Source organism: Pseudomonas sp. DSP3-2-3 (assembly GCF_049898225.1).
Lineage (GTDB): Bacteria > Pseudomonadota > Gammaproteobacteria > Pseudomonadales > Pseudomonadaceae > Aquipseudomonas.
Genome location: NZ_JAFCXH010000001.1, coordinates 191,395 through 204,819 on the forward strand (window position 1 = coordinate 191,395; position 13,425 = coordinate 204,819).

Genomic DNA, 13,425 nt, shown 5'->3' on the forward strand with positions numbered 1-13,425 from the left:
CCCCTCACTCAATTCTCGAATATCGGTTTCTGCTTGCTCATGTGCGCGACCATGGCCAGCTTCAGATCCGCTGATTGCAGCATGGCAGCGTTCCAGATAGCAACGTGTTCGAGGCCGTCATCGATCCGATGGTCGCGCATGTAGGTGATCATTTCCTTGGTGCCGGCGATTGCAATCGGTGACTTTGACGCGATTTCCCGGGCGATGGCGAACACGCCTTCCAGCAACGCCGGCAAGTCCGCGAACGTCTGATTGACCAGACCGATGCGCTGCGCTTCCTGTGCCAGGACCGTACGCCCGGTGTACGCCAGCTCACGCATCATGCCGTCACCTATGATGCGCGGCAGGCGCTGCAAGGTACCGACATCCGCCGCCATACCCATGTCTATCTCGCGGATGGCGAACTTCGCATCTTCAGCGGCATACCGCATGTCGCACGCGGAAATCAAGTCAATGGCACCGCCCAGGCAGTAACCCTGGATCGCCGCCAGGACCGGTTTGCGGCAGTTATCGACGGCACTGAAGGAAGCCTGCAGACGCAAGATAGTGCGTCGCAGGGTACGCGCGTTACGGCCGACATCTTTACCCAGCTCGTTGGCCAGCGACGCGAGCATCATCAGGTCGATGCCTGAGGAAAAGTGTTTCCCGACACCGCTGAGGACCACCACGCGTACGTCATCGGTGTCGTCGATCCACTGGAAGATCTCGATGATTTCAGACCAGAACGCTGCGTCCATGGCGTTGACTTTGTCCGGTCGATTGATCTGCACGTGAGCGATGTGCTCGTTAACCTCAACGACAAACGCTTGATAGTCGGGCACGGATGACTCCTTGAATGGGGGCTTTTGTTATTGGCGAGGACGCAATGTCGGCCGACAGACTATAACAAGGCTTAATGACCGCTCGTAAGGCGATGGTTGCGCCATTTCCCGGACTTGCACCCCATTGGGCCGCATGGAAAAACCCGAGGCTGTTAGGCAAAATTATGAACCGCCGATTCTCGAAGCGGTCCAGTATCAAGTAAGCAATCATCACTCACGCAACAAGCAGTACGCGGTCCTGCAGCCATTTGGCATGAGGTGGTTCCGCGCAGACTTCCCCCCAGGTCGCGAGAGGGCGATTCTTGATCACATCAAAAGCAGCAACCGGCATCACAGGTCTTGACGACATTCTTTCTGGAGGTCTGTCTCGACGTCATGTGTTTCTCCTCGAAGGAGAACCCGGAACAGGTAAAACCACTGTAGCGTTGCACTTTCTTCAGGCTGGCGCGCTCGCCGGAGAAGTTTGCCTTTACATCACGCTATCGGAAACGGACATAGAACTGCGCGAAGGCGCGACTTCCCACGGTTGGGAGCTGGGTGAAAACATCGTCATCTTCGAGCTGACACCCCCGGAAAGTCTGCTCAACACCGAAAATCATCAGAGTCTGTTGTATTCCTCGGACCTGGAACTGGGCGAGGCCACGCGGCAAATTTTCGAAGTGGTCGAACGAGTCAAACCGACCCGCGTGGTCATTGACAGCCTTTCCGAAATCCGCCTGTTGGCGCAAAGCTCGTTGCGCTATCGCCGGCAAATCCTTTCAATCAAGCATTACTTTGCACGCTTTGATGCAACCGTGCTGCTGCTGGACGATCTGACAACTGAAGCACTGGACAAGACCGTGCACAGCGTCGCCCACGGAGTGATACGCCTCGAAGAACTCAACCCCAACTACGGTGCGGAACGCCGCCGCTTGCGGGTCGTGAAATACCGCGGCCAAAAGTACCGGGGCGGTTTCCACGACTTCACAATCATGGCCGACGGTATTCACGTGTTTCCGCGACTGGTTGCTGCTGAACATCGCCATCAGTACCCGCGAGAGGTTATTTCCAGCGGCATCGCCGAGCTGGACTCGTTGTTGGGCGGTGGTATCGACGGAGGCTCCAGTACGCTGATCCTCGGCCCGGCCGGTACCGGTAAATCGCTGATCTCCATGGTGTTCGCTGCGGCTGCGGTCGCGCGCGGAGAACGTGTCGGCCTGTTCATTTTCGATGAAGAGATGGGCCTGCTGTTCAACCGCATGAACAAGCTGGGTATTGATCTGGCGGCATTGCAGGAAACTGGCAACCTGCTGATCGAACAAGTCGATGCGGCTGAATTGTCACCCGGTGAATTCGCCCATCGGGTCCGCAGTTACGTGGACAAGAAGCAGATCAAGACGGTTGTCATCGACAGCATCAACGGCTATCAGGCGGCAATGCCTGAAGAGAATGCGCTGGTGCTGCACATGCACGAGTTGTTGCTCTATCTCAACCGCCAGGGTGCTTCGACGTTCATGACCGTGGCACAGCACGGCCTGGTCGGCGACATGCGCGCCCCGGTTGACATCACCTATCTGGCTGACACTGTGATTCTGCTGCGCTATTTCGAAGCCATGGGTCAGGTACGTCGAGCAATTTCCATCATCAAAAAACGCACCGGCACCCACGAATCGACGATACGCGAATACCGGATCGGCAGTACTGGACTGAAAATCGGCGCGCCGCTTGAGGCATTTCAAGGTGTGTTGCGCGGGGTACCTCACTACTTTGGCGAAAACAAGCCTTTACTGCCGGATGATGACGTGTGAGTACGCCAGGGCTGTTTTCGGAACGCGCCATCATTCTCGCCCCGCGTGGGCGCGACAGCCAGATTGCGTTGTCGCTTTTGCAGGAAGCAGGATTTCCCGCCATGGCGACTTCGAACCTGCTCGAATTGAGCAAGGAACTCGGCTCGGGCGCCGGTATGGCGATCATTGCCGATGAGGCGCTGCGCGGCACCGACATCAGCGTGCTGCTTGAAACGCTCAAGAACCAGCCTGCCTGGTCCGACATTCCCATCGTCTTGCTGACCCATCACGGTGGGCCTGAACAGAACCCGTCAGCGTACCTTGGTGCCCTGCTGGGTAACGTGACGTTCCTGGAGCGCCCTTTCCATCCCGCAACCCTGGTCAGTCTGGTCACGACCGCTGTTCGTGGGCGCCGCCGTCAATACGAAGCCCGGGCGCGCATGGAAGATCTGCTGGAAAGCGAGCAACGCCTGCAAAACGCCTTGAAGGCCGGCAGGCTTGGGTCATGGCAACTGGATGCGGAGTTTCTGAGCCTGACTTGCTCGGCCATCAGCAAATCGCACTACGGCCGGAACGATGACGACACTTTCGCGTATGCCGACTGGCTGGACTCGGTTTACGCCGAGGATCAACCGTCCATGCAATCGGCGCTGCAACGCAGCCTCGATTCGGGTGACGACTTTATCATTGAGTACCGCAACATCTGGCCCGATGGCTCATTGAACTGGGTTGATGTTCGCGCCAGAGCCATCCGGGCCAAAAATGGCCGGGTCAGTTCGCTGGTGGGCGTAACGTCCGATATCACTGAGCGCAAACAGGCCGAAGCCCAATTGCGGCGCCTTAACGAAACCCTGGAACAGCAGGTCGAAGAGCGCACTTCGCAACTGCGCCATAACGAAGAAGTGCTGCGCCAGTCGCAGAAAATGGAAGCAGTCGGTCAGCTGACTGGCGGCATTGCCCATGACTTCAACAACATGCTGACCGGCATCATCGGCAGCCTTGAGTTGCTGCGCAGGCGCCTGGCCCGTGGCCGCACCGAGGATCTCGACAGCCTGATCGATCTGGGCGTGACGTCGGCCAACCGTGCCGCCGCCCTGACCCATCGCTTGCTGGCCTTTTCCCGTCGGCAGTCGCTGGATTCCAAGCCGGTACAAATGAACGAGCTGGTGCATTCGATGGGCGAGCTGATTCACCGCAGCCTCAACGAAAGCATCCGTCTGGAAATGCGTCTCAATGAGCAATTGTGGACCGCCGAGGCTGACCCGAATCAGCTGGAAAGCGCCCTGCTCAATCTGGTTCTGAACGCTCGTGACGCCATGCCCGACGGCGGCCTGCTGCTGGTGGAGACCTTCAATCAGCGCCTGGAACGGTCGTTCACCGATGCCCATGAGAACCTGCTGCCCGGCGACTATGTCGTGCTCAGCGTGAGTGACACCGGTTACGGCATGCCGGAAACGGTGATCAGCCGTGCCTTCGACCCATTCTTCACCACCAAGCCCATCGGCCAGGGCACGGGACTTGGGCTGTCGATGATCTACGGGTTCAGCAAGCAGTCCCATGGTCACGTGTCGATCAAGAGTGAAGTGGGTAGCGGCACAACGGTGCAGCTATTCCTGCCGCGCTTCAAAGGCGAGCAAGTTCAGGATGATCTGGCCTATGAGCCCAACGCGACCCAGGCGAATGCTGGAGAAACCGTGCTGATCGTCGAAGATGATCCCGCAGTACGGGCGCTGGTCAGCGAAGTGCTGAGCGAATTGGGTTACCAGTTTTTGGTTGCCGGGGCTGCTGACGCCGCAGTGCCTATCCTGGAATCCGCGCAACGCATCGATCTATTGATCAGTGACGTAGGCCTTCCCGGCATGAATGGGCGTCAGTTGGCTGAAATTGGTCGCCAGTTGCGACCGGGGCTCAAGGTGCTGTTTATTACCGGGTATGCCGAGCATGCAGCGGTGCGCGCGGGGTTCCTCGACGACGGCATGCAGATGATCACCAAGCCGTTCGCCTTCGATCATTTGACGGCCAAGGTTCGGGAAATGATTGAAGCCTGAGAAGCGCGCTTTTCTACGCCATCGACTCACTGGTCAGTGGCGTTGTCGCAACACAAGGCTGTCAGGAGAGCAGGTTTTGAATCTGGCAATGCAAGCTGTCCATGGTGAACGGCTTGGCGAGAATCGGTGCCTTGAAAGCAATCGGGCTGCCGGAATCAAGAATCTCCGCCGGATAACCGCTGATAAAAATGACCTTGAGCTCAGGTCGCAGCTTGACCGCTGGCTCGGCAATCATCACCCCGGAAATCCCGCCCGGCAGACGATAATCGGTAATCATCAGATCCAGGTGCGGCTTGGTGGCCAGTATTTCAAACGCTTGCTCACCATTTTCTGCCTGTAAAACGCGATATCCCTCGCCTGATAGATAATCAGCGAGCAGCATCAAAATCAGCGGTTCGTCTTCGACGATGAGTACGACATTTTCTGCATCTGAGCTCATTGGACTGCCTTCGATCTATAAATAGCTGCCATTACGACCGTGCAGCGTTGCGTAGGTTGCGCGAATATCGGATTAATCCGCCCAATGCGTCGCTCCGCTCAAAGGGGCAAGCTTATGCGGAACAGCGAACCCTTGCCTTCCTCGCTCTCGACGCTGATTGTCCCGCCGTGAGCTGCGACGATTTGATCAGAGATGAACAAACCCAGGCCCAGCCCATGGACTGCATGATTGGCGGAAACCCGTTCGAACTGCTGGAAGATACGCTTCTGGTTTTCCGGGCTGACGCCAATGCCTTCGTCACGCACGTCAACCCGCGCCTCGCCATCCGCGCTGTACACGCGAACACGGATGGGTTTGCGTGCGCCGTAGCGCAAGGCATTGGTCAACAGGTTTGCGACCACTTGCTCGATGCGAAACTCGTCCCACACGCCGATGACCGGATCGTCGGCGGTAAAGCTGACGGTCGACCCGGCCGCAGCGATTTGTGCGGAGAAACTCTCCAGCAGATTGCTGACCAGTTCCACCAGATCGAATGGACTGGTGCGAATCGATAATTTGCCGGTACGGATGCGGGACACGTCGAGCATGTCTTCGATCAGGCGAATCAGGCTCTGAATCTGCCGCTCGTCACGGTCGACCATAGCTCGCAGCTTCTCCAGCGTGAACGCGGCCATGTTGTCCTTGGCCAGGTGCAATTTGCGCAACTGGGTTTCCAGGATCAGCCCGTTCAGCGGCGTGCGTACTTCGTGGGAAACGATCGACATGAAGTCATCGCGCATGCGCACAGCGCGTTCAAGCTCGCCTTGCGTGGTCTGCAATTGCCTGAGCAACGCCTCCTGCTCGTGTCGGCTTTGCTCAAGTTCTTCGACCTGCTCCTTCATGGCCTTGCGCTGGCGATACAGATCGACAAACACGTTGACCTTGCTTTTGACCGCATGGATATCGAGGGGCTTGTGCAGGAAATCCACTGCGCCGCTTTCGTAACCCTTGAACGCGTAATTGAGCTCGCGACCAGCCGCACTGACGAACACGATGGGGATGCTCTTGGTGCGTTCGGTACTGCGCATCAGTTCTGCCAGTTCAAAACCGTTCATCCCCGGCATCTGCACGTCGAGAATTGCCATGGCGAACTCATGTTGCAGCAGCAGAGACAGCGCTTCATCCGCTGAGAGCGCCTTGAACACCGCGCGATCCTCGCGTTTGATCAACGCTTCGAGCGCCAGCAGGTTTTCCGGCAGATCATCCACGATCAGCAGCTTGGCCTGGATATGACTCAACATGCGATTCTTTCCAGCTCGATCAATAGTTGGCCGATGTCATTCAGAGGCAGCAGATAGTCGGGGCTGTGCAATGCCAGCGCCGCTTCGGGCATGGTGCGCGCCTGAGCCTGATTCGGATCTTGTACTACAGTCATACCCCCTCTCTGCTTGATATACGCCAGGCTGGCGGCACCATCGTTATTGGCTCCAGTCAGCAATATGCCCGCCAGCCGGGCGCCGAATGCGTCGCCGGCCGAACTGAACAGAATGTCGATGCTGGGTCGCGAGTGGAACACCCGATCTTCCTGGCTGAGGGAAAGACTCAGATCAGTCTCCACTGACAAGTGATAACCCGGCGGCGCGAAATACAACGTGCCGGGCACAATACTTTCCTTGTCGTCGGCTTCCTTGACCGGAATTGGCAAACGCGCCTGGAACACCTGAGCCAGCTGGCTGCGGCGCTCTTCAGGCACATGCAATACCGTCAGAATCGGCAAGCGAAAACCGGGTTTGATTGCCCCGAAGATCTTCAACAAGGCTTCAACACCGCCCGCCGACGCGCCCACGACAATTGCGTCAACCACGGGTAATGCCTGACCAGTCAATTCGGCGCTGCTGAAAGTTGTCTTCATGACTTGCGGTAGATCCGTTCCTGTTTCACCAAACCCTCGAAACTCTTGCTGTAAGCAGAAAAATCCAGGGTTTCCTTGCTGCCCAACACCAGGAAGCCGCGATGACAAAGCGACTCGTGAAATAACCCGAAGGCTCGGTCCTGAAGCTTTTTATTGAAATAAATCAGTACATTGCGACAGGAAATCAATTGAGTTTCAGAGAATACGCTGTCGGTTGCAAGACTGTGGTCGGCAAAGGTCACGTTCTCGCGCAAGGTCTTGTCGAAAATCGCGTACTCATAGGCTCCGGTGTAGTAATCGGAAAACTCCCGCTGACCGCCCGCCTTCAGATAGTTCTGGTTGTAGGCGCGAACATTTTCCAGGGAAAAGATCCCTTGTTTGGCTTTTTCCAGGGATCTGGGGTTGATGTCGGTGGCGTAGATTATCGTGCGATCCAGCAGCCCTTCTTCACGCAGCAGAATGGCCATCGAATAGACCTCTTCCCCCGTGCTGCAACCGGCGATCCAGATTTTGATCGACGGGTAGGTTCTGAGCAATGGCACGACTTCCTGACGGATCGCCAGAAAATGCCCAGGGTCGCGAAACATCTCACTGACCGGAATGGTGAGAAATTGCAGCAACTGCATGAACGCCGCCGGATCGTGCAACACCCGCTCCTGCAAGGCAGAAATGGTCGAGCAGTCGAACTGCCGCAACGCATGGTTGACCCGTCGCTTGACCGACGCGCCGGAATAATCGCGAAAGTCATAGCTGTATTTGAGATAAATCGCCTCTATCAGCAGGCGTAGTTCTATCTCGGTATTTCGATCTTGATGCATAGGTCAGCCCGGTGATGAAGACGAAAGCCCAAATTTGGCCGCTGGAACTCAAATACGTTCCATTTTCGGCAACCAGACACGGATCAGCGAAAACAGGCGATCCAGATCAATAGGCTTGGCCAGATAATCATTGGAGCCGGACTGCAAGCAGCGCTCCTGATCGTCCTTCATGGCTTTGGCGGTTACCGCGATAATCGGCAGCTTGCGCCAGCGAGGGTCCTTACGGATCTCGGTGGTCGCTTCGTAGCCATCCATCTCGGGCATCATCACATCCATCAGGACCAGATCGATATCTTCGACTTCATTCAGCTTGCTGATTGCCTCGAAACCATTCCTGGCGATCTCGACAACCGCTCCCTTGTGTTCGAGGGCGCTGGTCAGGGCAAAGATGTTGCGCACGTCGTCGTCGACCACAAGGATCTTGCGGCCTTCAAACACTTTGTCGCGGCTGCGCGCGGTCTTGAGCATTTTTTGCCGTTCATTGGACAGCTGCGACTCGACCTTGTGCAGGAACAGCGTCACTTCATCAAGCAGACGCTCCGGCGATCGCGCGCCCTTGATGATGATCGAGCGCGAATACTTCATCAGCTCGGCTTCTTCATCGCGGGTCAGGTTGCGCCCGGTGTAGACGATCACGGGAGGGAAGGCGCAGATTTCTTCGGTAGCCATGCGCTTGAGCAGGTCATTGCCGAGCATGTCCGGCAGCTTGAGATCGATGATCATGCAGTCGTAGATATTGTCGCGCAACAGATCGAGGGCATCCTGGGCAAAGCCGACCGCGGTGATTTCAATATCATCATCACCGATCAGGCGCGCGATGCTGTCACGCTGCAAGGCATCGTCTTCAACCAGCAGGATGCGCTTGACCTTCTGGGTCAGCTTGGCTTCGAGCTTGGCAAAGACATCCTTGAGTTCTTCACGAGTGGTCGGCTTGACGGCGTAACCCACCGCGCCCATGTGCATGGCGGCTTCCTGGCGATCCTCGACAGAAATAACGTGGACCGGAATATGGCGGGTCGAGGCCAACTCCTTGAGGCGCTGCAGGACGGTGAGCCCCGAATGATCCGGCAGGCGCATGTCCAGCAGGATGGCATCCGGGACAAATTGCGCCGCCAGATTGAAGCCGTCGTCGGCTGCGTGCGCGACCAGGCAGTGATAACCCAATTCATGGGCCAGATCGAACAGGATCTGCGCGAACGCCACCTCGTCTTCGATGACCAGAATGCAGCGTTTGGTGAACGGCCCTTTGTCGCGGTCATCGGCGAAGCTCGCAATCGGACTCGTCTGCGCCGGTGCGGCTATCGCGACAACCGGGGCAGGCGCCGTATGGACAACGTGGGCAACCGGCAGCGACGAGGCAACCACCGCAGCGGGTTCCTGGCCATATTCCAGCTGAACCTGCTCGACGTACTGCTCCGGCAGGACCAGGGTGAAATTACTGCCTTGTCCTGGAGCGCTGGTTACGCTGATCGAGCCACCAAGCAAGGCGGCCAGATCCCGGGAAATCGACAATCCCAGCCCGGTGCCACCGTAACGGCGATTGGTCGTACCGTCGGCCTGACGGAACGCCTCGAAGATGCTCTGCTGTTGCTCTTCAGCGATGCCGATCCCTGAATCACGCACGGTAAAGGCAATGCCTGCGCCGGGCTGACGGGAGACGATCATGCTGACCATGCCGGTTTCAGTGAACTTGATGGCATTGGAAAGCAGGTTTTTCAGAATCTGTTCCAGGCGCTGGCGGTCGGTATATAACAGCGTCGGCGCGCCTGCCTGCAGCTCGACGTGGAAGTCCAGTTTCTTGTCGTTGGCCAATGGCTCGAACATGGAGCGCAGGCCTTCGACCAGACGCGCCACGCTACTGTTTTCCGGGCGCATGTCGAGCTTGCCGGCTTCGACTTTGGAAATGTCCAGAATGTCATTGATCAGGTTGAGCAGGTCGTTGCCCGCCGAATAGATCGACTCGGCAAACTTGACCTGCTCGGCCGTGAGGTTTTCCGTCGGGTTTTCGGCCAGCAGCTTGGCCAGAATCAGCGAGCTGTTGAGTGGCGTGCGCAACTCATGGGACATGTTGGCGAGGAATTCGGACTTGTACTTGCTGGACCTTTGCAGTTCATCGGCACGAGCTTCGAGTTCGATCTGTGCGATGTGCAGCTCTGCGTTATTACGGTCCAGCGCGTCACGTTGATCCGACAACGCCTGGCCCTGCTCGGCCAACTGCTCGTTGGTTTGCTCAAGCTCGGCCTGCTGGGTTTCCAGATGCGCCTGGGATTCCTTGAGGATTCGCGACTGCTCTTCAAGCTCCTCGTTGGCGGTGCGCAGTTCTTCCTGCTGTACTTGCAGCTCTTCATTGAGCTGCTGGGTTTCAGCCAGAACCTCCTGAAGACGCTGGCGATAGCGCGCAGCTTCAATGGAAGTGCCGACGTTGTCGGCGATCAGCTCCATGAACTCAAGGTCCTGGTCGGTCAGCGGACGCAGGAAGCCCAATTCGATGACGCCATTGACGTGATCATCGTTGCTGGTGGGAATCACGACCACGCTGCGCGGCGAGCCCTCGCCCAGCCCCGAGGTGACCTTGAAATAGTCAACGGGTACATCTTCAAGCTTGATGATCTGCTTCTGAAGGGCGGCCTGGCCGACGATGCCTTCACCGCTGTAGATCGAGTGTTCCTGGTTTTCCTGCTCCCGGGAAAACCCATAGTTCGCCACACGTTTGAGGCCGCCATGTTCCTGACTGACATAGACCGCCGAAACCACTGCCCCGAGGTACTGCGCAAAAAACCGCAATACGTTGGCACCGAGCATGGCCAGGGTCAGCTGACCCAGCACTTGTTCCGCCAGCTCACTCTGGCCGTTGCGCAGCCAGGCGACTTTCTGCAAGCGCTCGGCATTGGCTTCCTGAAGCTTGAGATTGTCGGCGTAGCTGGTGGACAAGGCGACCATGTCCCTGCGGCCAACAAACGCCAGCAGACCACTGACGCTCAAGACGAATATCAGATACAGCGCGGTGGAAAAGACCGTGGTGCGCGTGACGTTATCGTTGCGCGACAAGCGCAGCTGCTGCTCGGTCGCGACAAACTGCTCATACTCATTGCGAATTTCATCAGTCAGGCGTTTACCGCGCCCCGCCTGGACAGCTGCCGAATAATCGCCGTTCTGGTGCCGAAGCGAGATCATTTCCAGCGCGTATCTGTTCCATTCTTCCTGCAGCGCGGTCAGGCGCTTGAGACGGTCAACCTGGGGCGGGTTATCGGCAACCAGAGCCTCCAGGCCTTTGAGTTCAGCGCTGACCCCCGGCTTGGCAACTTCGTAAGGGTCCAGGAAATGCTCATCCCCCGTCAGCAGGTACCCCCGCATACCGGTTTCCATGTCGATGGACAACTTGAGCGCACGGTTGGTGTTGTTGATCACCCGGTCGGTGTGTTCGACCCACTGAATCACGGACAACAGATAGGTGATCAGACCCATGAAGAAAACCGCGCTGATAACGCCGACGGCCAAAGGCAGACTGACGTTGCGGCTCAGCAGTTTACGGAAACGTTGCTCATCGACGGTAGACGGATGGATCATGAGAAGTCCCAGGCGATTTATCAAAACGTTGGAGTTTGCCGCAATCTTTAGTAAAAGACTCTCATTTCTGATACATCGGGTTGAAATTTCAGAACTTTTGTAACGATTTCATCACCAGATAGCCAATGGATGTCACCATTAGACGGGTGACGCCCTTCAAATGGAGGTTTTTAACAGCCAGCGGGAACTTCCACAGGCGTTTTACTTACTCATAAACGGGCGACGCTACACCGCCATCGACTACTTTCTTTTTTTCAAGGAAACCCATCATGTCTGCCAGCACCATTCTCGTCGTCGAAGACGACAACATTGTGCGCATGCTGATCGTCGACGTTCTTGAGGAGCTGGAGTACAGCGTGCTGGAGGCTGCGGACGGAGAACAGGCGCTGGAGTTTCTTGGCGATACCGCGCAAACCATCGATCTGATGATGACCGACCAAGGCTTGCCTGGCATGACCGGCACCGAACTGGCCGTCAAAGCCCGTGAAAAACGCCCGACGCTGCCCGTGCTATTCGCCAGCGGCTACGCGGAAAATATCTCCGTGCCGGCCGGCATGCATTCCATCGGCAAACCGTTTTCCATTGATCAACTGCGCGACAAGGTTAAAAGCATCCTTGAACAAGCCTGATACGCATCAATCGATAGCTGCGCGCAACGCTGAACCGACCAGCGTCCTGATTATCGGTTACGTCTGGCCGGAGCCACGTTCATCGGCTGCCAGCGGACACATGATGCAGTTGATCCAGTGCTTTCTCGAACAAGGCTGGCGAATTACTTTCGCCAGTCCTGCGACAGAGGGCGAGCATGTCGCGGATCTTGCAGCGCTTGGCATTGCACAAGTGCGTATTGAACTCAACAACAGCAGTTTCGACGTATTTGTCAGTGAACTGGCCCCGGATATCGTGCTTTTCGATCAGTTCATGATCGAAGAGCAATTTGGCTGGCGAGTCGAAAAGCAGTGTCCCAATGCCCTGCGCGTCCTGGAAACTTCGGACCTGCAAAGCCTGCGAAATGCTCGTCATTTGCAGCTCAAGCAGTTTCTTGAAAACAGCTCGCAACCAGATGATTTAACTGATTATCTTTATTGTTCAGAAGCGACGATTTATTCCGGGATGGCGACCGGTGACCTGGCGCAACGGGAAGTGGCGGCACTCTATCGCTGCGATCTGAGCCTGATGACCTCCGATGTGGAAATCCAGCTGCTTACGGCGAGGTTCGGTTTGCCGGCGGCGTTACTGCATTGGTGTCCGCTGATGGTTGATGGCAATGTCACTGCGCCGCCCTCGTTCGAGGACCGGGCGAACTTCCTCACCATCGGCAACTTCCGCCACGCCCCCAACTGGGACGCGGTGCTGTGGCTCAAGAACTCCGTTTGGCCGCTGATCCGCCAGCAACTGCCCAAGGCCCAACTGCACATTTACGGCGCCTACACGCCGCCCAAGGCCACGGCGCTGCATAACCCGGTTCAGGGTTTCCATATCATGAACTGGGCCGAAGATGCCTTGCAGGTGATGTCAGCGGCACGGGTCTGTCTGGCGCCATTGCGGTTCGGCGCGGGCATCAAGGGCAAAATTGTCGATGCCATGCTGTGCGGAACACCAACCGTCACCACATCCATCGGTGCCGAAGCCATGCACGGCGACATGCCCTGGCCGGGCACGATCGCCAATAGCGCCACCGCGATTGCCGATGCGGCCATTCGTTTGTATCAACACCGCAGTTTATGGCAAGAGGCGCAGCAGGCCGGCTGGGCGCTGCTTGAAGCGCGATATCAGCATCAACAACATTGCGCGAGTCTGATCGAGCGCATCACCGACCTGCGGCAAAACCTGCAGGAACACCGAACCGCGAACTTCACTGGTGCGATGCTGCGTCACCATCACCACAAAAGCACCAAGTACATGGCGCAGTGGATTGAGGCGAAGAATCGTTCGCTGTAGATGCCACCCAATATTCGTTGGAGATTCTATGTCTGAGGGCAACTGACAGGCGCCGCAGAAGTATTGTCTGAACCGACGCCTTCCCGGATGAATCCGGTCCCACTAGATCGCGCTGATTTTGTGGGACCGGATTT

The 13,425-nt window shown here is 57.0% G+C and carries 10 protein-coding genes; 4 read left to right on the forward strand and 6 right to left on the reverse strand.

Translation table 11 applies throughout. From position 1 onward, the window contains the following. Nucleotides 1–8: 8 nt before the first annotated feature. Nucleotides 9–821: a crotonase/enoyl-CoA hydratase family protein gene (locus ACP7E4_RS00855; protein WP_426110767.1), complete on the reverse strand. Its 813-nt coding sequence runs from the start codon at nt 819–821 to the stop codon at nt 9–11. A 302-nt stretch (nt 822–1,123) separates the two neighbouring features. On the opposite strand from ACP7E4_RS00855, the gene ACP7E4_RS00860 reads away from it, so the two are divergent. Together ACP7E4_RS00860 and ACP7E4_RS00865 are read left to right on the forward strand one after the other, a co-directional pair. After that, entirely contained in the window at nt 1,124–2,608 is a 1,485-nt protein-coding gene (locus ACP7E4_RS00860; RefSeq protein WP_426110769.1) for an ATPase domain-containing protein, read from the forward strand. Further along, nucleotides 2,605–4,635 carry a response regulator gene (locus ACP7E4_RS00865; RefSeq protein WP_426110771.1) on the forward strand — a complete coding sequence of 677 codons (2,031 nt, stop codon included), beginning with the start codon at nt 2,605–2,607 and terminating at the stop codon, nt 4,633–4,635. Before ACP7E4_RS00860 ends, ACP7E4_RS00865 begins: the two co-directional genes overlap by 4 nt. 61 nt (nt 4,636–4,696) lie before the next feature. Here ACP7E4_RS00865 and ACP7E4_RS00870 read toward each other — a convergent pair whose 3' ends face one another. The 5 genes from ACP7E4_RS00870 to ACP7E4_RS00890 form a co-directional block, all read right to left on the reverse strand. Then, on the reverse strand, nt 4,697–5,074 hold the full coding sequence (locus ACP7E4_RS00870; protein ID WP_426110773.1) for a response regulator: 378 nt from the start codon (nt 5,072–5,074) through the stop codon (nt 4,697–4,699). A gap of 98 nt (nt 5,075–5,172) precedes the next feature. After that, nucleotides 5,173–6,354 carry a hybrid sensor histidine kinase/response regulator gene (locus tag ACP7E4_RS00875; protein ID WP_426110775.1) on the reverse strand — a complete coding sequence of 394 codons (1,182 nt, stop codon included), beginning with the start codon at nt 6,352–6,354 and terminating at the stop codon, nt 5,173–5,175. Next, nucleotides 6,348–6,965, reverse strand: a complete 618-nt coding sequence (locus tag ACP7E4_RS00880) for a chemotaxis protein CheB (protein ID WP_426110777.1) — start codon at nt 6,963–6,965, stop codon at nt 6,348–6,350. Before ACP7E4_RS00880 ends, ACP7E4_RS00875 begins: the two co-directional genes overlap by 7 nt. Further along, complete coding sequence (locus ACP7E4_RS00885; RefSeq protein WP_426110779.1) at nt 6,962–7,783, reverse strand: CheR family methyltransferase; 822 nt, start codon at nt 7,781–7,783, stop codon at nt 6,962–6,964. Before ACP7E4_RS00885 ends, ACP7E4_RS00880 begins: the two co-directional genes overlap by 4 nt. Before the next feature lie 48 nt (nt 7,784–7,831). Beyond that, nucleotides 7,832–11,350 (reverse strand): response regulator, encoded by a 3,519-nt coding sequence (locus tag ACP7E4_RS00890; RefSeq protein ID WP_426110781.1) that lies wholly within the window; start codon nt 11,348–11,350, stop codon nt 7,832–7,834. Nucleotides 11,351–11,619: 269 nt separating this feature from the next. Between ACP7E4_RS00890 and ACP7E4_RS00895 the strand changes: the two genes are divergently transcribed. Together ACP7E4_RS00895 and ACP7E4_RS00900 are read left to right on the forward strand one after the other, a co-directional pair. Further along, a complete protein-coding gene (locus ACP7E4_RS00895; protein ID WP_426110783.1) occupies nt 11,620–11,979 on the forward strand; it encodes a response regulator in 360 nt (119 codons plus the stop codon). Next, complete coding sequence (locus ACP7E4_RS00900; RefSeq protein ID WP_426110785.1) at nt 11,966–13,291, forward strand: glycosyltransferase; 1,326 nt, start codon at nt 11,966–11,968, stop codon at nt 13,289–13,291. The genes ACP7E4_RS00895 and ACP7E4_RS00900 overlap by 14 nt, the downstream gene beginning before the upstream one ends. The last annotated feature ends 134 nt before the right edge of the window (nt 13,292–13,425 follow it).

Bases quoted from the DNA above. Each gene is read 5' to 3' on its own strand.
- ACP7E4_RS00870 (WP_426110773.1), bottom strand. From the start codon at position 5,074: ATGAGCTCAGATGCAGAAAATGTCGTACTCATCGTCGAAGACGAACCG.
- ACP7E4_RS00875 (WP_426110775.1), bottom strand. From the start codon at position 6,354: ATGTTGAGTCATATCCAGGCCAAGCTGCTGATCGTGGATGATCTGCCG.
- ACP7E4_RS00880 (WP_426110777.1), bottom strand. From the start codon at position 6,965: ATGAAGACAACTTTCAGCAGCGCCGAATTGACTGGTCAGGCATTACCC.
- ACP7E4_RS00895 (WP_426110783.1), top strand. From the start codon at position 11,620: ATGTCTGCCAGCACCATTCTCGTCGTCGAAGACGACAACATTGTGCGC.
- ACP7E4_RS00885 (WP_426110779.1), bottom strand. From the start codon at position 7,783: ATGCATCAAGATCGAAATACCGAGATAGAACTACGCCTGCTGATAGAG.
- ACP7E4_RS00890 (WP_426110781.1), bottom strand. From the start codon at position 11,350: ATGATCCATCCGTCTACCGTCGATGAGCAACGTTTCCGTAAACTGCTG.